20 protein-coding genes are annotated in these 19,328 nt (G+C 63.3%); 3 read left to right on the top strand and 17 right to left on the bottom strand.

The window, feature by feature from the left end; genetic code table 11:
• Positions 1-37 precede the first annotated feature (37 nt).
• From AC0L23_RS25305 to AC0L23_RS25295, 3 genes are read right to left on the bottom strand one after another with little or no spacing between them, the layout of a single operon-like run.
• The gene (locus AC0L23_RS25305; RefSeq protein WP_018458047.1) at positions 38-337 is read right to left on the bottom strand and encodes a hypothetical protein; all 300 of its coding nucleotides are present in this window, start codon (positions 335-337) and stop codon (positions 38-40) included.
• A 57-nt stretch (positions 338-394) separates the two neighbouring features.
• Positions 395-583 carry a hypothetical protein gene (locus tag AC0L23_RS25300; protein WP_039800268.1) on the bottom strand — a complete coding sequence of 63 codons (189 nt, stop codon included), beginning with the start codon at positions 581-583 and terminating at the stop codon, positions 395-397.
• Positions 580-948 (bottom strand): hypothetical protein, encoded by a 369-nt coding sequence (locus AC0L23_RS25295; RefSeq protein WP_240543376.1) that lies wholly within the window; start codon positions 946-948, stop codon positions 580-582. The genes AC0L23_RS25300 and AC0L23_RS25295 overlap by 4 nt, the downstream gene beginning before the upstream one ends.
• Before the next feature lie 744 nt (positions 949-1,692).
• Between AC0L23_RS25295 and AC0L23_RS25290 the strand changes: the two genes are divergently transcribed.
• The 3 genes from AC0L23_RS25290 to AC0L23_RS25280 all read left to right on the top strand — a co-directional run bounded on the left by AC0L23_RS25290 (position 1,693) and on the right by AC0L23_RS25280 (position 5,268).
• Positions 1,693-4,128 carry a PAS domain-containing sensor histidine kinase gene (locus tag AC0L23_RS25290; RefSeq protein ID WP_085384619.1) on the top strand — a complete coding sequence of 812 codons (2,436 nt, stop codon included), beginning with the start codon at positions 1,693-1,695 and terminating at the stop codon, positions 4,126-4,128.
• Complete coding sequence (locus tag AC0L23_RS25285; protein ID WP_018458051.1) at positions 4,125-4,796, top strand: response regulator transcription factor; 672 nt, start codon at positions 4,125-4,127, stop codon at positions 4,794-4,796. Before AC0L23_RS25290 ends, AC0L23_RS25285 begins: the two co-directional genes overlap by 4 nt.
• Positions 4,797-4,881: 85 nt before the next feature.
• Positions 4,882-5,268 (top strand): response regulator transcription factor, encoded by a 387-nt coding sequence (locus AC0L23_RS25280; RefSeq protein ID WP_018458052.1) that lies wholly within the window; start codon positions 4,882-4,884, stop codon positions 5,266-5,268.
• A 32-nt stretch (positions 5,269-5,300) separates the two neighbouring features.
• Here AC0L23_RS25280 and AC0L23_RS25275 read toward each other — a convergent pair whose 3' ends face one another.
• From AC0L23_RS25275 to eno, 14 genes are all read right to left on the bottom strand, one after another.
• Entirely contained in the window at positions 5,301-6,269 is a 969-nt protein-coding gene (locus AC0L23_RS25275) for a tripartite tricarboxylate transporter substrate binding protein BugD (protein ID WP_085353215.1), read from the bottom strand.
• 86 nt (positions 6,270-6,355) lie between these two features.
• Entirely contained in the window at positions 6,356-7,597 is a 1,242-nt protein-coding gene (locus tag AC0L23_RS25270; RefSeq protein WP_085353217.1) for a threonine synthase, read from the bottom strand.
• Between the two features lie 145 nt (positions 7,598-7,742).
• Complete coding sequence (lpdA, locus tag AC0L23_RS25265; RefSeq protein ID WP_085353218.1) at positions 7,743-9,164, bottom strand: dihydrolipoyl dehydrogenase; 1,422 nt, start codon at positions 9,162-9,164, stop codon at positions 7,743-7,745.
• A gap of 17 nt (positions 9,165-9,181) precedes the next feature.
• Positions 9,182-9,388, bottom strand: coding sequence for a hypothetical protein (locus AC0L23_RS25260; protein WP_018458056.1), 207 nt, complete (start codon positions 9,386-9,388; stop codon positions 9,182-9,184).
• Between the two features lie 48 nt (positions 9,389-9,436).
• Positions 9,437-10,786 (bottom strand): pyruvate dehydrogenase complex dihydrolipoamide acetyltransferase, encoded by a 1,350-nt coding sequence (locus tag AC0L23_RS25255; protein WP_085353220.1) that lies wholly within the window; start codon positions 10,784-10,786, stop codon positions 9,437-9,439.
• Positions 10,787-10,846: 60 nt separating this feature from the next.
• Positions 10,847-11,299, bottom strand: a complete 453-nt coding sequence (locus AC0L23_RS25250) for a nucleoside deaminase (protein WP_085353221.1) — start codon at positions 11,297-11,299, stop codon at positions 10,847-10,849.
• Between the two features lie 2 nt (positions 11,300-11,301).
• Positions 11,302-11,604 (bottom strand): DUF5076 domain-containing protein, encoded by a 303-nt coding sequence (locus AC0L23_RS25245; protein WP_007590623.1) that lies wholly within the window; start codon positions 11,602-11,604, stop codon positions 11,302-11,304.
• Positions 11,605-11,607: 3 nt separating this feature from the next.
• Positions 11,608-12,996, bottom strand: a complete 1,389-nt coding sequence (locus AC0L23_RS25240) for a pyruvate dehydrogenase complex E1 component subunit beta (protein WP_026233491.1) — start codon at positions 12,994-12,996, stop codon at positions 11,608-11,610.
• Between the two features lie 29 nt (positions 12,997-13,025).
• Complete coding sequence (pdhA, locus tag AC0L23_RS25235; RefSeq protein WP_085353223.1) at positions 13,026-14,048, bottom strand: pyruvate dehydrogenase (acetyl-transferring) E1 component subunit alpha; 1,023 nt, start codon at positions 14,046-14,048, stop codon at positions 13,026-13,028.
• A 311-nt stretch (positions 14,049-14,359) separates the two neighbouring features.
• Positions 14,360-14,677: an FtsB family cell division protein gene (locus AC0L23_RS25230; protein WP_007590617.1), complete on the bottom strand. Its 318-nt coding sequence runs from the start codon at positions 14,675-14,677 to the stop codon at positions 14,360-14,362.
• Positions 14,678-14,886: 209 nt separating this feature from the next.
• The gene (locus AC0L23_RS25225; RefSeq protein WP_085353225.1) at positions 14,887-15,438 is read right to left on the bottom strand and encodes an NADPH-dependent FMN reductase; all 552 of its coding nucleotides are present in this window, start codon (positions 15,436-15,438) and stop codon (positions 14,887-14,889) included.
• A 175-nt stretch (positions 15,439-15,613) separates the two neighbouring features.
• The gene (locus AC0L23_RS25220) at positions 15,614-16,612 is read right to left on the bottom strand and encodes an MBL fold metallo-hydrolase (protein WP_085353228.1); all 999 of its coding nucleotides are present in this window, start codon (positions 16,610-16,612) and stop codon (positions 15,614-15,616) included.
• Between the two features lie 116 nt (positions 16,613-16,728).
• Positions 16,729-17,862, bottom strand: coding sequence for a zinc-binding dehydrogenase (locus AC0L23_RS25215; protein ID WP_018458063.1), 1,134 nt, complete (start codon positions 17,860-17,862; stop codon positions 16,729-16,731).
• Positions 17,863-17,896: 34 nt separating this feature from the next.
• Positions 17,897-19,180, bottom strand: coding sequence for a phosphopyruvate hydratase (gene eno, locus AC0L23_RS25210; RefSeq protein ID WP_018458064.1), 1,284 nt, complete (start codon positions 19,178-19,180; stop codon positions 17,897-17,899).
• Positions 19,181-19,328: the final 148 nt, after the last annotated feature.

The raw sequence follows: 19,328 nt of genomic DNA, 5'->3' as shown, positions 1-19,328 counted from the left end.
GACCTCTCTGCGCGGGTCCGCATCGTTTGGCGAGCCGTCACCTCCTTCCGTGGTCAGAGGGTTCGTACGCGCGCAGAAATGCTTCCGTCAGCGAGCGCGAGAGCGCGCCCGTCTGCAGTATCCAGTTCCAGCTCGACACCGTGATCGCTTCGAGCGAACTGCGGTAAGGCCAGAGCATTTCCACCGCCGTCTGCTGATATCGACGGTAGCAATCATAGTCGCAGTACCGCCGCTCAGCGGGCACATGGCGGACGTAACTCGCGCCCAGCGGCTGCGCGCACGCGCTGCAGGTACCGCCGTGGCGAGGCCCTTCCTGATTGACGAACATGAATCTCATCGCGATGTCCTCTCGCCCGGACGGCAAATCCACCGCCCGTTTCGCCCTCCTATCCGCTCAAGACGCCGCTCGTGTGCGCCCCTCGATCAGCGGCGCAGCTTCGCCATGAAGCGCGTAACACTCGTAGCCGCAGTAGGGCAGCAGCGTCTTCGCATCGCGCAGATAGCCGCCGCTGATCTCCTCGCAGCACCAGAGGCAGGACGTTTTGCGAAAAGGGGTCCTGCCGTTCACCAATATGAACCTCATGTGGCACCTCCGAGCGCAAAGCAGTAGACCGTGTCGACGAGAGAGGCGGACGGCGGCGGCGCGCAAAGATGGTTGCGGCCGTCGGGATTATCCCTGTTTCGCTCGACCTTCTGAGGCGGAATGAGGATGTATTTCCCGTCTTCCCGGCGCAGCGCGTAGATGCTCCCCTCGACCCGCCGTATCTCGGTCGGGTAGCAGTCGGCGTTGCTGCAGCAAGTCAGCACCGGATTGTCCGGCATGTGCCAACTCGAATAGAACTGCTCGTGGAGGAGCAGATCCCGAGGCGGATGACGATGTGCGCCATCCTGTCCAGCCTCGTCCGCCTCCGCTCCAGTCATCAACGAAAGCGGCAGCGTGATCGCCAAGAGGAGCTTGCAACAACGGTTCAACGCGCAGCCTCCCGATACAGAATTGCCGAACGCAGCGGATCCGGTGACTGGTGCTTACGCCGCCTGAGACCGAAACAGCCATCGGCGATCGCGTTCGCGGCGCGCTCTGAAGCGATCGAGACATTTCCGGGAGCAAAGCGGCGCTCGCCAGGAATAATACCGGATCAGGCCGAACTTCCCGCTGCAGACGGCGCAGCTTTTTGCGGCGGAAGGGCGCTCGGAGTGTTCGGGCTTATCGCACATGATCCTCTCCTCCTGGCCTCTGATGGGCGCCTCTGACGGTCGAGGATCCCCACGGGCGCTGATGCACAATCATCACGTTCGTCAACGAAATGCGGCTTCTCAATCGTGACCAGATCATCGGCAAGTCAGCGCCGGCGGAGGCGAAGCTGGCCTCTTGAGTGCACGACCCCGCGCTACTCAACTGTTCAAGCGTTGCGATCGACACCACTGGATTGCCGGTGAGACTAGTCCCCATGTGACGGGCCGCTCAATTGTACGGAGGTAAATGCAGCGTATGACTAGGATTGCGCGACCTATACATAGGTTTGTCCGGTGATTTACCGGAGTTTCGTCCGCTCGCAACGAGACGGCGCAACGCTGGCAAGCTGCACGGAGCCCGCGAACTTTCGATGCGGAATCCTGCTTTGATCAGGGAATTGCCCCTGCTGTCGCAAAGTGCTCTACTCTCCCTGCCCCACGCGGGCCGGGACGCTTGCGATGATGCCTGGCCAGATCGCAAAACTAGGGAATTCGGCCGCGCAATTCCTGCTCGGCGGCCTTGCGGCGCTTCGATCTCTCGGCAATGCGGGGAAAGGCGAGCCCGCGACTGGGGATGGCTGGCGGCAGGACAATGCCGACCTGCGCGACGCCGTGAAGCAATGGCGACAAGTGTTCGAGCACAATCCGGTCATGTATTTCATGGTCGATCCGGCCGGAACGGTGCTCAACGTAAATACATTTGGCGCCGCGCAACTGGGCTACACGGCGGCCGAGTTGACCGGCCAATCTGTGCTGAACGTCTTTTTCGAAGAGGACCGCGATTTCGTCCGTCGCTGTGTCGGGCTGTGCCTGGAAACCGTGGACCAGTCGCACACCTGGGAGATTCGCAAGATCCGGAAGGACGGCTCGGTTCTCTGGGTCCGTGAGAACGCCAAGGCCATGCGACGCGGCGACGGCACGCCGATCGTGCTGGTCGCCTGCGAAAACATCACCCAGCGCAAGGAGGCGGAGGATGCGCTGCGGCAGAGCGAGGCCTACCTTGCCCAAGCGCAGGAGTTGAGCCGCACCGGCAGCTTCGGCCTGAGCCTGGCAACCCGCGAGGCCGTCTGGTCCAGGGAGACCTTTCGCATCTTCCAATGTGACCCGCAGGTCAAACCGACGCTCGATTTCGTTTTCCAGCGCATTCATCCGGAAGATCGCAATGCGGTCAGCAAGACCCTTGATCGGGCCTTCCGTGAGGTCGGCGATTTCGACCATGAGTATCGCCTGCTGATGCCCGATGGAACCATCAAATATCTCCATTCCGTGGCACGCGTGGTGAGACATGGATCCGGCCACATCGAGTTTGTCGGAGCGGTCACTGACGTCACTACGGCAAAGGAAACCGAACAGCGGCTGCGTCGCAGCGAAGCCTATCTGACCGAAGCCCAGCGCCTCAGCCACACGAGCAGCTGGGCCTGGAACGTGCGCAGTCAGGAGTTTGCCTACCGATCGGCCGAACTCTATCGCCTGTTCGGATTCAACCCGGACCAGATCGATCTGTCGGCGCAGGCTTTCCAACAACGGATCCTCGCCGAAGACTTTCGCCGGATCGTCGATGTGGAACGTCAGGCAATCCGGCAAAAGCAGCCTTTCGAAGTTGATTTTCGGATTTTGCGTCCGGACGGTTCCGTACGACACGTCCATACGGAGGGGCATCCCGTCGTCGGCGGGGACGGCGATGTCACGGAAATCATTGGCACCCACGTCGATGTCACCGAGCAGTTTGCCGCCAGACAAGCGCTGCAAAAAGCCTTTGACGAGCTCAAGCTGTCCGAGCAGCGATTTCGCGACTATGCCGAAACCGCCTCGGACTGGTTTTGGGAGAGCGGGCCGGACCACCGTATCACACGGATTTCGGAACATGCCGACACGGCCGGTCCCGTGCCCACGGGCGTGATCGGCCTCGCCCGTTGGGACATTCCACCCGATGCCGAGCTCGAGCCCGAGAAGTGGGAGCGGCATCGCGCGACGCTCGATGCCCACCTTCCGTTTCGCGACCTGGTCTACCGAAGCAAGGATCGCAACGGATCTCCGATCTACGTGCGCACCAGCGGCAAGCCCTTGCACGACGCGAACGGCAACTTTCTCGGTTATCGTGGCGTCAGCAGCGACGTGACGGCGGCCATCCGCGCCGAGCAGGCCGAAGAAGCACTGCGCAAGGCGCAAGCCGAACTAGCTCACGTGACGCGCGTCACGATGCTCGGCGAACTCACGGCCTCGATCGCCCACGAGATCAATCAGCCCTTGGCCGCCGTGATCTCCAATGCGGATGCCTGTATCGGATGGCTCGGCCGCGAACCAGCCCAACTGAATGCCGCACGCCGTTCCGTGGAATGGATCGTCGAGGACGCCAATCGCGCCAGCGAGGTGATCCGCCGGATCAGAACGCTTGCGAAGAAGACCGAGATCGAGATGGCTCCGGTCGACATGAACCAGCTCGTCAGGGAGACGGTGGCGCTCGTCCGCCGCGAGCTTGCCACCCATGCCGTGTCGGTACGAATGGAGCTGGCGTCCGCTCTACCCAGCGTTTGCGGCGACCGGATCCAGCTGCAGCAGGTGCTGATCAACCTGGTCATGAACGGGATTGAAGCCATGCACGCCAATGTGGACCGTCCGCGCGAGCTTGCGATCCGCTCCAGCCAGGCGAGCGAGCACGGCGAAGGCCGCATGCTCCTGATCGTGACAGACAGCGGGGTCGGCCTCGGGGACGGCGCGACGGAGCGCATCTTCACACCTTTCTTCACGACAAAGCCGAGCGGCCTGGGGATGGGACTGTCGATCTGCCGATCGATCATCGAGGCTCATGCGGGCCGGCTCTCGGCCTTCCCCAATGACGGAAGCGGAGCAACATTCCAGATTGCCCTGCCCTTGCCGATCGAGGACACGTCGTGACCGACCTTCCCAAGGTGGCGACGGTGCAGACGAGTTCCGACGATCCGATCGTCTTGATCGTCGACGACGATCCATCGATGCGCCGTGCGCTCACCAACCTCTTTCAATCCGTCGGCCTCAAGGTCGAGGCTTTCGGCTCCGCGGCGGAGATCATGGAAGCCAAGCCACCGGCGGTCCCCAGCTGCCTTGTGCTCGACATCCGCCTGCCGGGCTCAAGCGGCTTTGACCTGCAGTCGGACCTAGCGAAGGCGAACATTCACACGCCCATTATCTTCATCACCGGTCATGGTGATATTCCGATGACCGTCAGGGCCATGAAGAGCGGCGCCATCGATTTTCTGACCAAGCCGGTGCGCGACCAGGACATGCTGGATGCGGTTCAGGCCGCGATCGAACGGGATCGCAAGCGACGCAATGCCGAGGAGTCGGTCGCGGGAGTGCGGTCCCGATTCGAGGGTTTGAGCGCGCGCCAGCGCGACATCCTCGCCCTGGTGGCGTCCGGCCTGATGAACAAGCAAGTCGCTGCCGAGCTCGGATTGGCTGAGATTACCGTCAAGATCTACCGCGGGCAGATCATGCGGAAAATGGGCGCCAAGTCGTTGGCCGATCTCGTCAGAATGGTGGAGGCGCTCGGAATCTCACGCCCGGGCGGAAAGGTGCAAACCTAAGTATGCTTTTCAAGCTCGCTCCAAGGGCTCACTTTCGTCAAGTGCGGCACCGTGATCGGCGGCTCCCCGATCAGGAGCGATCATCTTGTCAATCCCCTCGGCCATTTCCGTCATCGACGATGATCGATCAGTCCGCCTTGCGACCAATAATCTGCTGACGTCGCGGGGATACACGGTCAACATCTTTCGCTCCGCTGACGAATTTCTTCAATCGGCCGAACTGAAGACGACGTCCTGCGTGATCGCGGATGTGCAGATGTCGTTGATGGGCGGCCTTGAGCTCTTGACGCACATGCGCAGCCTTGGTCACCACACGCCCTTCATTTTCATGACGGCTTTTCCCGACGATGCCGTGCGCGACCGCGCGCTGAAAGCGGGCGCTATCTGCTTTCTGGCGAAGCCGTTCTCCACGCCCGCTCTGCTTGAATGTCTGCGGATGGCCCTGTCCGGCTCCGATCAAACCGAGACGTGATACGCTGGCGCCGAGCCCTGGCGACACGGCGCTCACTCCACCTTGATGTTCGCCGCCTTGATCATTGGCCACCACTTCGCGATCTCCGCCTTCTGGCGGGCGCCCAGGGCCTCGGGCGTGAGCTGATCCTGGGGTGTCATCTCAAGCCCCTGACTTTCGAGCTGCTTCTTCACGCCGGGATCGTTCAGCGCTTCCACGGCAGCGGCATTGAGCTTGGCGACGATCGCCTTTGGCGTGCCCTTCGGCACCCACATGCCGGACCAGAGCGTCATGTTGAAGCCCTTCAGGCCCGCCTCCTCCGCCGTCGGGATGTCGGGCGCCGACGACAGGCGCCTGTCATCGGTGATGGCGTAGGCGCGAATGGTGCCGGCGCGGACCTGGTTGATGGAGTTCGAGGTCTGGTCGACGATGACGTCGATCTGGCCGGCAATGAGATCGTTCAGGGCGGGCGCGGTGCCGCGATACGGTACGTATTGCAGCTTGATGCCGCTGACGCTCTCGAAATAGACCCCGGCGATGTGGCTACCCGAGCCCGCGCCGGCGGTGCCGGCGGTCGGCGGCGACGGTCGCGACTTCAGCCAGTCCAGCAGCTCCTTCAGCGAGGTCGCGGGCACCGCGTTCTTGCTGACGACGATCATCGGATTGCTCGGCAGCAGCACCACCGGCTCCAGGTCCGCGACCAGGTCGTAATTGAGCTTGTAGACGGCGCCGTTGGCAACGTGGGTGCCGAGATGGCCGAACGAGATCGTGTAGCCGTCGGGGGCCGAATGCACGGCGCGGCCGACGCCGATCGAGCCGCCCGCGCCGGTGACGTTCTCGATCACCAGCGGCTGCCCAAGCGATGTCCGCATCCGCTCGGCAAGCACTCGCGCCATCGCATCCGACGGACCGCCGGCGGCGAAGGGAACGATGATGGTGATGGGACGCGAGGGATAGTCGTCGGCGCGCGCGGCGCCTGCAACAGCGAGAATAGCAATCAGCGCAGCCCAGGCGGCCTTCATTGTCTTCTCCCAGCAATGTCATTGTTGTTTTAGTCTCTTCCCGCGTACGGGAAGAGGGATCGTTCCTGAAGGGACGAAATGCCGCGCTAGAACTGCGAATAGTCGATCGGCTTGTGGCGATCGAGCGTGCGGGTGACCGGCGGCAGCGGGTATTTCAGGCCGGTGGCGCAGTTGAACAGCATCACGCGGTCGGACTTGCTGACGCGGCCGTCGGCGAGGCTGTCCTTGTAGGCGGCGTAGGTGGCAGCACCTTCGGGGCAGAGCAACAGCCCCTCCTCGCGCGCGACCTCGCTGAGCGCCGATGAGATCTTATCGTCGTCGACGGCAATGGCAAAACCGTTGCTCTGCCGCACCGCGCGCAAAATGAGAAAGTCGCCGATCGCCTGCGGCACGCGAATGCCTGACGCGATGGTGTGAGCGTCCTCCCAGCGCGTCGCATGCTCGGTGCCGGCCTCATAGGCGCGCACCATGGGGGCGCAGCCGGAGGCTTGCACCGCGACCATGCGCGGGCGCTTGCTGCCGATGAAGCCGATCTTCTCTAGTTCGTCGAACGCCTTCCACATGCCGATCAGGCCGGTGCCGCCGCCGGTCGGATAGAAGATCACGTCGGGCACGTCCCAGCCGAGCTGCTCGGCGAGTTCGAGCCCCATCGTCTTCTTGCCTTCGATGCGGTACGGCTCCTTCAAGGTCGAGGTGTCGAACCAGCCGACTTTCGCCTTGCCCTCGCCGACGATCTTGCCGCAATCGTCGATATAGCCGTTGACGCGGTAGACGGTGGCGCCCTGCAGCTCGATCTCGCTGACGTTCACCTCCGGCGTATCGGCCGGGCAGAAGATCGTGGTCTTGATGCCGCAGGAGGTCGCATAAGCCGCGAGCGCCGCGCCGGCATTGCCGTTGGTCGGCATCGCCATATGCTTGATGCCGAGCGCCTTGCCCATCGACACCGCCATCACGAGGCCGCGCGCCTTGAACGAGCCGGTCGGCAAGCGCCCCTCGTCCTTGACGATGATCTCGCCGCCGCCGAGTTTTGCACCGAGCTTGGGCAGCCGGATCAGCGGCGTCGTGACCTCGCCGAGCGAGACGATATCCTGACATTTACGCACCGGCAAAAGCTCGCGGTAGCGCCACATGTCGGCGGGGCGCTGGGCGAGCGCGTCTTTCGTCAGCGCCGTCTTCACACCGGCAAGGTCGTAGCGCACCAGCAGCGGCTTGCCGGCCTTGGAGAGGTTGTGGACCCGGTCGGCGGCGTAATGATCGCCCTCCATCGCGCATTCGAGATGGGTGACGAAGGTCGGGCGTTCGATGGTGAGGTTGTCGTTGTCTTGCATGGGGTGATTTCCTTCTTGTTTTGCAAACAGATCCCTCCGCTCGTCATTGCGAGCGCAGCGAAGCAATCCAGAGTCTTTCCGCGGAGGCAGTCTGGATTGCTTCGCTTCGCTCGCAATGACGGTGGTGGGCGGCGATGCGCGCCCGTCAAATATTCAGCACCCGTCCATACGCATCCAGCACGGCTTCCTTCATCATCTCCGACAGGGTCGGATGCGGGAACACCGTGTGCATCAGCTCCTCTTCCGTGGTCTCAAGGTTCATGGCGACGACGTAGCCCTGGATCAGCTCGGTGACCTCCGCGCCGATCATGTGGACGCCAAGCAGCTGGCCGGTCTTCTTGTCGAAGATCACCTTGACCAAGCCCTGGTCCTCGCCGAGCGCGATGGCCTTGCCGTTGCCGACGAAGGGGAAGCGGCCGACGCGGATCTCGCGGCCGTTCTCCTTGGCCTTGGCTTCGGTGAGGCCGACGGAGGCCACCTGCGGCTGACAATAGGTGCAGCCCGGGATCAGGTTCTTGTCCATGGCGTGCGGATGCAGGCCCTTGATCGCCTCGACGCAAATCACGCCTTCATGTTCGGCCTTGTGAGCCAGCATCGGCGGCCCCGCGACATCGCCGATGGCATAGATGCCGGGGATGTTGGTCTTGCCGTAGCCGTCGATCACGATGACGCCGCGATCCGTTTTCACGCCGAGCTTCTCGAGTCCAAGGTTCTCGATGTTGCCGACGACGCCGACCGCCGAGATCACACGCTCGAACTCGGTCGTCACAGGCTTGCCCTTGCCGTCGTCAATGGTAGCGACGACGCTGTCGGCCTTCTTCTCGAGCTTGGTCACCTTGGTCGAGGACAGGATCTTGATGCCCTGCTTCTCGAAACGCTTGCGGGCCAGGCCGGCGATCTCGGCGTCCTCCACCGGCAGGATCTGCGGCAGCACTTCGACCACGGTGACGTCCGAGCCCATGGTGTGGAAGAAGGAGGCGAACTCGATGCCGATCGCGCCGGAGCCGACGACCAGCAGCGATTTCGGCATCCGCTCCGGCACCATCGCCTCGAAATAAGTCCAGATCAGCTTCTTGTCGGGTTCGAGGCCCGGCAGCACCCGCGGCCGCGCGCCGGTCGCGACGATAATGTGTTTGGCCTGATACGTTCCCTCGCCCAGCGCACCCTTGGGGCCCTCGACGTCCGACTTCTTCACGGTGACTTTGCCGGGCGCGTCGATCGAGGCCGCGCCCCAGATCACGCTGACCTTGTTCTTCTTCATCAGGAAGCCAACGCCATCGTTCAGCCGCTTCGAGACACCGCGCGAGCGCTGCACCACCGCCTTCGGGTCGAACGAGACGTTTTCGGCGGACAGGCCGTAATCCTTGGCGTGCTGCATGTAGTGGTAGATCTCGGCCGAGCGCAGCAGCGCCTTGGTCGGGATGCAGCCCCAGTTGAGGCAGATGCCGCCGAGATAGGATTTCTCGACGATCGCGACCTTGAAGCCGAGCTGGGCGGCGCGGATTGCGGTGACATAGCCGCCCGGACCGGAGCCGATGATGATGATGTCGAAGGATGTGTCGGCCATGGCGGCTCCCATTCAACTCAAGAGGCGCCGCGGGCGCGGCGCTTGATCAGAAAAGACCTCACCAGCCATTCGAGCATCGTCGCCAAAGCCATTACGGCCAAGGCGATCAGCACGACCGGCTGGGCGATGTTCCGTGCCAGTTGTTCACCGGCAAAGAACGCGGAGTAAAGAAGATCGAGCCCAATCGGGTTGAGCGCGACGACTGCTCCAAGCAGCAGCGACATCCATGGCCAGCGGGTACGGACATGCAACGGTGCCCCCTCTACCGCGCGTCAGACCATCATCATGACGGGATTTTCGATCAGCTGCTTGAAGGCGCCGATCAGTTCCGCGCCGAGCGCGCCGTCGATGGCGCGGTGATCGCAGGACAGGGTCACGCTCATCATGTTCGCGATCTCGATCTTGCCGCCGCGGACTACAGGCCGCTCCTCGCTGGTGCCGACCGCGAGGATGGTCGCATGCGGCGGATTGATCACGGCAGTGAAGTGGCTGATGCCGAACATGCCGAGGTTCGAGACGGCCGTCGTGCCGCCCTGGTACTCTTCGGGCTTCAGCTTGCGCGAGCGCGCGCGTGCCGCAAAATCCTTCATCTCGTTGGAGATGGTCGACAGCGTCTTGGTCTCGGCCTTGCGGATGATCGGCGTGATCAGGCCGCCCGGCATCGCCACGGCGACGCCGACGTCGGAATGGTGATGCTTGACCATGCCGGATTCGGTCCAGCTCACATTGCAATTCGGGATCTTCTGCAGCGCCACCGCCATCGCCTTGATGACGAAGTCGTTGACCGAGATCTTGTAGAGCGGCTTCTTCTCCTTATCCTTGGGAGCAGCCGCATTGATCTCCTCGCGCGCGGCGAGCAGCTTGCCGATGTCGCAGTCGATGGTGAGATAGAAGTGCGGGACGTTCTGGATCGACGCGGTCAGACGCTGCGCAATCGTGCGGCGCATGCCGTCATGCGGGACCACCTCGTAGGAGCCCGGCTCGAACAGCGCCAGGATCTGCTTGTCCGACATGGTCGGCGCGCCCGAGGGTGCACCTGACGGCGCCGCCGCGGGAGCCTTGAGGCCCTTGCCGGACTTGGCCTGCTCCACGTCGCGCGCGACCACGCGGCCGTGCGGGCCGGTGCCGGTCACCATCGCAACATCGACGCCAGCTTCCTTGGCGAGCCGGCGCGCCAGCGGCGAGGAGAACACGCGGCCGGCATGGCCGTTGCTCTGCGCAGCCGGTGCTGCGGCCTGCGGTGCAGGTGCTGCGGCGGGCGCCGGCGCGGCCTTGGGCGCAGCAGGCGCAGGAGCCGGCGCAGCAGCGCGAGTTTCAGCAGCTTTCGGAGGTGCGGCCGAAGCGCTCGGTTTGGCGGCACCTGCCGCCTTCACGTCCTCGCCCTCGCCGGCCAGCACCGCGATCACGTCGTTGACCGGGACGTCCTGCGTGCCCTCGGGCACGAGGATCCTGGCGATCGTGCCCTCGTCGATGGCCTCGACCTCCATGGTCGCCTTGTCGGTCTCGATCTCGGCGATGATGTCGCCGGATTTGACCTTGTCGCCTTCCTTCTTCAGCCACTTGGCGAGGTTGCCCTTCTCCATCGTCGGCGAAAGAGCGGGCATCAGGATGTTGATGGGCATGCTGACCTCAAGAAGAACTTTGCAAAAATCCGTCTCCGGACCGAAGACGAACAGACCACGTTAGTTGCCGATGTCGCCCTGCCACAGGCGCTCATTGGCAGGGATGGAACGCCAATTCTTCATCATGGTGATGGAGCGGTCGTCGGCAAGGTCGATCCACGGGATGCCGAACTTGTCGAGAATGTCCTTGGAGCCCTCGAAGGTAACGGACTCTCCAATCACCACGAGCTTCACCTTGAACAGTGCGAGCGCACCGGCACACATCGCGCATGGCGACAGCGTGGTGTACATGACGGTATCGTGGAACGAAATCGCACCCGCCTCGCGCAGGCAACTCATCTCGCCGTGCAGGATCGGGTTGTTTTCCTGCACGCGGTTGTTGTGGCCGCGGGCAATGACCTTGTTGTCGCGGGTCAGCACGGCGCCGATCGGCAGGCCGCCTTGCACGATCGAGGCTTCCGCCTCGCGGATCGCCTCCAGCATGAAATCGAAATGATAGGCTTCGATCGCCACGGTCAGTGCCCCTTCCCGCGCGGCGTCGTGGTGCCGGTGTCGGTGGGACGCTCGATCTCGGCCTGGAACATCTCGATGATCCGGTTCAGCGCGTCCTCCTCGGTGTATTCGCTCTCGCGCGCATAGGCGCGCGCGGCGTGACGGGCGAGATCGACGAGCAGCAGGCCCCACATGTCGGGCTCGTCGAAGGCCCGCTGGAACGCCATCGACAGCCCGCCGTCCAGCACGAACACGCGCAGGATCTCGACCGCATCATCGCGGACGAGGACGTCGGGTGGCAATGGCTGCTCCTTCGGACCCGCCATGGTCTACCTGTAGCAGACGGCTTTGGCGGCCTCGACCACTTCGGCAGCCGAAGGCAGCGCGAGCTTTTCCAGGTTCGCGGCATACGGCATCGGCACGTCCTTGCCGGAGACCCGGGTTACAGGCGCATCCAGATAGTCGAAGGCATGCTCCATGATCCGCGCGGCGATCTCGGCGCCGACACCGCTCTGGGCCCAGCCCTCTTCCACCGTGACGGCACGTCCCGTCTTTTTGACGGAGTTGACGATGGTGTCGGTGTCCATCGGACGCAGCGTGCGCAGGTCGATCACTTCGGCCTCGATGCCGTCCTTGGCGAGTTCGTCGGCGGCCTTCAGCGCGTAGCTCATGCCGTTCGACCACGAGATGATCGTGACATGGCTGCCGGAGCGCACGATGCGCGCCTTGCCGATCGGAATCACGAAATCGTCGAGCTTCGGCACCTCGCCAGTGTGGCCGTAGAGCATCTCGTTCTCGAGGAAGATCACCGGATTGGGATCGCGGATCGCAGCCTTGAGCAGGCCCTTGTAATCAGCGGCCGAGAACGGCGCGACGACCTTGAGGCCCGGGACGTTGGAATACCAGGACGAATAATCCTGGCTGTGCTGGGCGGCCACGCGGGAAGCGGCGCCGTTGGGCCCGCGGAATACGATGGAGCAGCCCATCTGGCCGCCGGACATATAGAGCGTCTTGGCCGCGGAGTTGATGATCTGGTCGATCGCCTGCATAGCGAAGTTGAAGGTCATGAACTCGACAATCGGCTTCAACCCGGTCATCGCGGCGCCGACGCCGATGCCGGCAAAGCCGTGCTCCGTGATTGGCGTGTCGATGACGCGCTTGGCGCCGAATTCCTGAAGCAGCCCTTGCGTCACCTTGTAGGCGCCTTGGTATTCGGCAACCTCTTCGCCCATCACGAAGACGTCGGCGTCGCGGCGCATCTCTTCGGCCATAGCATCGCGCAGGGCTTCGCGGATGGTCTGCGTCACCATCTCGGTGCCGGCGGGCACTTCCGGGTCGGGTTCTGCGACGGCCTGCGGCGCCGGCGCAGCCTTGGGAGCTGGAGCCTCGGTCTTCGCGGCGGCAGGGGCTACGGATTCGGCAGCCTTCTGCTGCTGGGCAGGCGCGGGCGCCTTGGCGAGATCGGCGGCACTTTCGCCATCGGCCAGAATTGTCGCGATCGGTGTGTTCACGGCCACGTCGGCGGTGCCCTCGGGGATCAGGATCTTGCCGAGCGTACCTTCATCGGTCGCCTCGACCTCCATGGTCGCCTTGTCGGTCTCGATCTCGGCGATGACGTCGCCGGACTTGATCGTCTCACCCTCTTTTTTCAGCCATTTGGAAAGGTTGCCCTTCTCCATCGTGGGCGACAACGCGGGCATCAGCACTTGAATTGGCATATCGGCTCCAAAAGAAAGCTTGCGCGCGTTCAGCGGTAAATATCGGTCCAGAGCTCGGCGGCATCCGGCTCGGGATCATGCTGGGCGAAATCGGCGGACGCGTTGACGATGTCGCGCACCTCGGCGTCGATCGCCTTCAGATCCTGCTCGCTGACCTTGGCGGCCAACAGGCGGTTGCGCACCTGCTCGATCGGATCCTGGTCGTGGCGGACTTTTTCGACCTCCTCGCGCGTTCTGTACTTTGCGGGATCGGACATCGAGTGGCCGCGATAACGGTAGGTCTGCATCTCCAGGATGAAGGGTCCCTTGCCGGCGCGGCACCAGGCCGCCGCCTCGTCGCCGGCGGCCTTCACGGCGCGGACGTCCATGCCGTCGACCTGCTGGCCGGGAATGTTGAAGGAGGCGCCGCGCTTGGAGAAATCCTGCTGCGCCGAGGCGCGTGAGACCGAAGTGCCCATGGCGTAGCGGTTGTTCTCGATGACGTAGATCACCGGCAGCTTCCAGAGCTCCGCCATGTTGAAGCTCTCATAGACCTGGCCCTGGTTGGCCGCGCCGTCGCCGAAATAGGTGACGCTGACATTGTCGTTGTCGCGATAGTGATTGGCGAAAGCGAGCCCGGTGCCGAGCGAGACCTGTGCGCCGACGATGCCGTGGCCGCCGTAAAAGTGCTTCTCCTTGCTGAACATATGCATGGAGCCGCCCTTGCCCTTGGAATAGCCGCCACGACGGCCGGTGAGCTCGGCCATGACGCCTTTGGCCTCCATGCCGGTGGCGAGCATATGGCCGTGATCGCGATAGCCGGTGATGACCTGATCGCCCGGCTTCAGGGCCATCTGCATCCCGACCACCACGGCCTCCTGGCCGATATAAAGGTGGCAGAAGCCGCCGATCGCGCCCATGCCGTAGAGCTGGCCGGCCTTTTCCTCGAACCGCCGGATCAGGAGCATGTCGCGGAGCGCCTTGAGCTCCTGCTCTCTGGTGAATTCCGGGGGCGAACCGCCGTCGGTCTTGTCCTGTGCAGTACTTGCGGCGGCTTTCTTGGGTGCGGCCATGGGAATTCCGGGTCAGAGAAAACTTCAGCCCTGTCTAACCCAAGTCAAACGCCCTTGGAAAGCACCGCGGCGGCATGGCACGCCTTTCATTATGCCGCACTGCAACGCGATCGTAATATTGCAAAATCTTTGACGCGGATCGGGCAACATTTAGCTCCCCGACTCCCGCATCGTGTGTGGAATACCGATCGCAGACCCGCTCACGTCAGCCGCAGGAAGCAACGGGCTGCTTGCATATCGCAATCGCGCTGGCTCGATGGAGTCAGCGGCAGACCGCAAACCCCGCAAATGGCGCTTGTGCCGCTCGAGTGTCAGTTCGCCGGGATCGTCCGGACGAGATCGCGCGGATTGACGTAGTCGAGCTGGAAGCGCGCCCGCTCGTCCAGCATGTCGGGGTCGATCTTCGCGGAGCGCAGCAGCGAAACGCGCTGCTCGCTCCTGGCGCGCTCGCGCTTGAGCTGCGCCAGTTCGCTGGTCAGCGCCACGATCTCCTGGTCGAGCTCCTGGCGGGCGTTGAGGCCGTATTTGCCGGTATAGGCGTTGACGCCGAAATAGCCGACGATGGCGGCCGCCATCGCATAGAGGGCAAGACCGGTCAGGATCGATTTCAGGCGCGCGCGGGAGACCATCCTGGGAAGATGGGACAGGTTGGTTAAGGGCGTGCTAATTGCCCGCCCGCTTGGCGTTCCAATGCCTGGCTCAGCCGTCATGCCCGGCCTTGTGCCGGGCATCCACGTTCTTCGTCAATTTGGCAAAGATGTGGATGGCCGGGACATCTAGCGCGAAGACGCGCTTCGCGCTTTTGCCCGGCCATGACGGAGACCCGGGTTTCGCGGCCTCAGCCGTGATGCTTCGCGACGTGCACCGCAAACGCGTCGATATAGGCCTGGAGCACCGGCTTCAAGGACTCCTTGGTCAGGTTGCCGTCGGCATCGAACGCGTCGCCCACCCCGTTCAGATAGGCCTCCGGCTGCTGCATGATCGGGCCGGAAATGCCCGGCAGGATGTTCTGGAGCGTCTTGGCGGCACTGACGCCGCCGAGCGGGCCCGGCGAGTTCGCGATGATGCCGACTGGCTTGTCGTTGAACGAGCTCTTGCCATAGGGCCGCGAGGCGACGTCGATGGCGTTCTTCAGCACCCCCGGGATCGCGCGATTGTATTCCGGCGTGACGAAGATGACGCCGTCCGATTTCTGGATTTTTTCGCGGAAAGACAGCCAATCCGCCGGCGGCGCTCCCTCGAGGTCCTGGTTGAAGAACGAGATGCCGGCCGGCGTGATGACCTCGAGCTTGAGCGAGGCCGGCGCGAGCTTGGCGAGCGCATTGGCGATCTTGAGCGAAAAGCTGTCCTTACGCAGGCTGCCGGCGATCGTGACGATATTGTAGGCCATAGAGTGTCCTCGAAATCTTCAGCGGGAGTGCCGGGTCGGCACTTAAGCGATCTCGACCGATAGATGCAAGTGCATGGACTGGTCGGATTTGGAAACGCTGGGTTTCTGAACGGTTGCCCAAACAATCAGGCCGCCAAGTGGCGGCCCGATCCCTGGTACAAATCTGCAAATCGGCTCAGATGGTCGGATTCCACGCCGACGGGATCAGACGATATTTGGCGCCGTCCTTCTCGACATGGCCGACCGAGGGGAAGGTGAAGTGGAAGCCGATCACGGTCGCCTTCTCGGCGGCCGCCATGTCGTAGAATTTGTGGCGGGTTTCCTGCGCCAGCGCTGCATCGGTGTCGAACACCACATGCCAGTTCGGATTGCGCAGGAAGAACTCCGGGATGTTGGTGACGTCGGACTGGATCAGCACCTTGGAATCGCCTGAGGCGACCGCGAACGAGGTGTGCCCCGGGGTGTGACCGGGCGTCGCGATCGAGGTGATGCCCGGTGCGACCTCCTTGCCCCACTCGTACTTCGTCACCTTGGATTCGAGGCCGGCAAAGGTCTTCTTCACGTTGGCGAAGTAGTTCTTCATCATCGCGTTGGACTCGGCCTTGGCGGCGTTGTCCTCGCTGGTCCAGAACTCCCAGTCCTTGCCTGGCACCATGATCTCCGCATTGGGGAAGGCAAGCGCGCCGTCGGCGAGACGAATGCCGTTGGTGTGGTCGGGATGCAGATGCGAGAGCAGCACGACGTCGATGCTCTTGGGGTCGACGCCGGCGGCCTGGAGGTTCTGCAGCGTGCGGCCGACCGCGCCCTTGCTGGGCTCGAGATTGGCGACACCGTTGCCGGTATCGATCAGCACGAGCTTGGAGCCGGTGTTGATGAGCTGCGGGTTGAACGGCACCGTGACCATGCCCTTCGGCATGTAGGCCGCCTCGCCAGCGGCCAGCGCTTCCTCCTTCGGCGCGTTGACGACGAACTTGTCCGGCATCGGGAAAGTGCGCGCACCGTCATTGATGGAGGTGCACTCGTAGCTGCCGACCTTGTAGCGGTAGAAGCCCGGCGCCTGCGTGCCGGCTTGCGGTACTGAGGCATTGGCGGCGGTCGGCCCAAAGCCGGTCACGGCAGCCGCACCGAAGGTGGCGGCGCCTGCAAGCAAATGGCGGCGATTAAGATCGGTCATGAGGTCCCCTTCTGAGCGCCCCGCGGTTTTCCCGCGTGCAAATGGCGGCGGAATAATCCCCGGCTTCGCTCAGAAGGCAAGACCTTCTTTCGGTGACGTGCCGTCGCACGTCCCGATTATTTGTTCGGGTTGATGAGGAATTTTTCGCCAGTGGCGCGTTTGGCGTACACCGCGATGTTGGCGGGATCGAGCGCCTCGGAAAGCGACACCACCTTGGTGTAGTGGCTGGCAAACGTGGTCTTCAGTTCGTCGACGACGCGCTGGCGCAGCCTGGCCCCGTCCGCCTGCCCGATCTTCATCAGGAACGGAAACAGCAGCCAGCCGCCGACGCCCCAGGCCATGCCGAAGCCGCGCGGCAGCTCAATCGGGCGGACATCGAGCGCGCCATAGACATAGACCTGCTTGTGCACGTTGGAGCCGTAGCGGCTGTATTCCTTCGCGGTCTTGTTGATCGCGACTTCCATGCAGTTGAGGATGTCGCCGGCGAGCTTCCCGCCACCGATGGCGTCGAAGGCGATGGTGGCGCCGGTCTCGACCAGCGCATTGGTGAGATCGCCGAGGAAGCTCGGTGCGGTGGAATCGACGACATATTTGGCGCCGATCTTGTGCAGGATGTCGGCCTGCTCCTTGCTGCGCACAATGTTGACCAGCGGGATGCCGTCCTTGATGCAGATCTTGTTCAGCATCTGCCCGAGATTGGATGCGGCCGCAGTGTGCACCAGCGCCTTGTGACCCTCGCGCCGCATGGTCTCGGTCATGCCGAGCGCGGTCAGCGGATTGACGAAGCAGGAGGCTCCTTCGGCCGGCGTGGTGCCTTCCGGCAGCGGCAGGCACTCGCGCACTTTCAACGTGCGATACTGCGTGTACATCGCGCCGCCGATCATGGCGACGGTCTTGCCCATCAGCGCCTTCGCGGCATCCGAGGAGCCGGTCCTGATCACGACTCCCGCGCCTTCGTTACCGACCGGCATGGATTCGTCGAGCCGGCCTGCCATCGCCCGCATCGCGCCTTCCGGCACTTTCGCGGTGATGACGGGAGCTTCTTTGGTGCCCGAAGCCTTTGCCGTGCTCATGTCGGCCGCGCCGATCAAGAGCCCGAGGTCGGACGGGTTGATCGGCGCGGCCTCGACGCGGACGACAACCTCGTCCGCGGCGGGTTCGGGGGTCGGCACGTCGAGCAGCGAGATTTCGAGCTCACCGCTCTTCTTGATCAGCGAACGCAGTTGCAGGCCGTTCTTGCCGTCGCTCATGTCGATCCTCCCCTGTTCTTGTCCGACCGCTGGCTTATGCCAGCGCCTTCAGTGCCGCCTTGCCGCCGTAGAGCGCCTGCTTGCCGAGCTGCTGCTCGATGCGCAGGAGCTGGTTGTATTTGGCGGTGCGATCGGAGCGCGCAAGGGAGCCGGTCTTGATCTGACCGCAATTGGTGGCGACCGCGAGGTCGGCGATGGTAGAATCCTCGGTCTCGCCGGAGCGGTGCGACATCACCGAGGTGTAGCCGGCCTTGTGCGCCATCTCGACGGCGGCGAGCGTCTCGGTCAGCGTGCCGATCTGGTTGACCTTGATCAGGATCGAATTGGCCCGTCCGGCCTTGATGCCTTCGGCGAGGCGCTTGACGTTGGTGACGAAGAGATCGTCACCGACGAGCTGGCACTTCTTGCCGACGAGGTCGGTCAGCTCCTTCCAGCCGTCCATGTCGTCTTCCGACATGCCGTCCTCGATGGTCACGATCGGATAGCGCGAGACGAGATCAGCAAGGTACTTGGCCTGCTCGGAGATCGAGCGGGTCTTGCCCTCGCCCTCGTAGACGTATTTGCCGTCCTTGAAGAACTCGGTCGAGGCGCAGTCGAGGCCAATGACGATGTCGGAGCCCGCCTTGTAGCCGGCCTTGCCGATCGCGTTCATGACGAATTCGAGCGCGGCGTCCGCCGACGGCAGGTTCGGGGCAAAGCCGCCCTCATCGCCGACATTGGTGTTGTGACCGGCCTTCTTCAATTCGGACTTCAGGGTGTGGAAGACCTCCGCGCCATAGCGCAAGCCCTCGGCAAAGGAGGACGCGCCAACCGGTAGGATCATGAACTCCTGGAAGTCGATCGGATTGTCGGCGTGCATGCCGCCATTGATGATGTTCATCATCGGCACCGGCAGCAGCCGCGCCGAGGTGCCGCCAACGTAACGATAGAGCGGCATGTCGAGCGAGTTCGCGGCCGCCTTGGCGCAGGCGAGCGACACGCCGAGGATGGCGTTGGCGCCCAGCCGGCTCTTGTTCGGCGTACCGTCGAGGTCGATCATGATCTGGTCGAGCTGGGCCTGCTGCTCGACATCGAGGCCGCTCAGGGCCTCGAAGATTTCGCCGTTGACGGCGCCGACCGCCTTGGTGACGCCCTTGCCGAGATAGCGAGTCTTGTCACCGTCGCGTAGTTCCACCGCCTCATGGGCGCCGGTGGAGGCGCCGGACGGCACGGCAGCACGGCCAAGCGCGCCATCTTCCAGCACGACGTCGACCTCGACGGTGGGATTGCCACGGCTATCGAGAATTTCGCGGCCGATGATGTCGATGATGGCGGTCATGATGTGCACTTCCGTTCGTTAGAGCTGATCGGTGCCGCGGGTCTTACACGGACCGCAAGCAAATGTGAACGCTTGGAGGGTGGGCTTCGACTGACGCGTGAAGCGGCTCGGACTAAGGTTGACCGCATCTGGTCTGCGCGCAAAACCT

It is taken from the genome of Bradyrhizobium sp. MI1.4, assembly GCF_055811315.1.
Note: the sequence above shows the minus strand (reverse complement) of the source record. Positions and strands in the feature narration are given on the sequence as shown.

What these genes read in the sequence shown, in the direction of transcription:
- AC0L23_RS25305 (WP_018458047.1), bottom strand. Translation starts at nt 337, where the DNA reads ATGAGATTCATGTTCGTCAATCAGGAAGGGCCTCGCCACGGCGGTACC.
- AC0L23_RS25300 (WP_039800268.1), bottom strand. Translation starts at nt 583, where the DNA reads ATGAGGTTCATATTGGTGAACGGCAGGACCCCTTTTCGCAAAACGTCC.
- AC0L23_RS25290 (WP_085384619.1), top strand. Translation starts at nt 1,693, where the DNA reads ATGATGCCTGGCCAGATCGCAAAACTAGGGAATTCGGCCGCGCAATTC.
- AC0L23_RS25275 (WP_085353215.1), bottom strand. Translation starts at nt 6,269, where the DNA reads ATGAAGGCCGCCTGGGCTGCGCTGATTGCTATTCTCGCTGTTGCAGGC.
- AC0L23_RS25270 (WP_085353217.1), bottom strand. Translation starts at nt 7,597, where the DNA reads ATGCAAGACAACGACAACCTCACCATCGAACGCCCGACCTTCGTCACC.
- lpdA (WP_085353218.1), bottom strand. Translation starts at nt 9,164, where the DNA reads ATGGCCGACACATCCTTCGACATCATCATCATCGGCTCCGGTCCGGGC.
- AC0L23_RS25260 (WP_018458056.1), bottom strand. Translation starts at nt 9,388, where the DNA reads ATGTCGCTGCTGCTTGGAGCAGTCGTCGCGCTCAACCCGATTGGGCTC.
- AC0L23_RS25255 (WP_085353220.1), bottom strand. Translation starts at nt 10,786, where the DNA reads ATGCCCATCAACATCCTGATGCCCGCTCTTTCGCCGACGATGGAGAAG.
- AC0L23_RS25245 (WP_007590623.1), bottom strand. Translation starts at nt 11,604, where the DNA reads ATGGCGGGTCCGAAGGAGCAGCCATTGCCACCCGACGTCCTCGTCCGC.
- AC0L23_RS25240 (WP_026233491.1), bottom strand. Translation starts at nt 12,996, where the DNA reads ATGCCAATTCAAGTGCTGATGCCCGCGTTGTCGCCCACGATGGAGAAG.
- pdhA (WP_085353223.1), bottom strand. Translation starts at nt 14,048, where the DNA reads ATGGCCGCACCCAAGAAAGCCGCCGCAAGTACTGCACAGGACAAGACC.
- AC0L23_RS25230 (WP_007590617.1), bottom strand. Translation starts at nt 14,677, where the DNA reads ATGGTCTCCCGCGCGCGCCTGAAATCGATCCTGACCGGTCTTGCCCTC.
- AC0L23_RS25225 (WP_085353225.1), bottom strand. Translation starts at nt 15,438, where the DNA reads ATGGCCTACAATATCGTCACGATCGCCGGCAGCCTGCGTAAGGACAGC.
- AC0L23_RS25220 (WP_085353228.1), bottom strand. Translation starts at nt 16,612, where the DNA reads ATGACCGATCTTAATCGCCGCCATTTGCTTGCAGGCGCCGCCACCTTC.
- AC0L23_RS25215 (WP_018458063.1), bottom strand. Translation starts at nt 17,862, where the DNA reads ATGAGCGACGGCAAGAACGGCCTGCAACTGCGTTCGCTGATCAAGAAG.
- eno (WP_018458064.1), bottom strand. Translation starts at nt 19,180, where the DNA reads ATGACCGCCATCATCGACATCATCGGCCGCGAAATTCTCGATAGCCGT.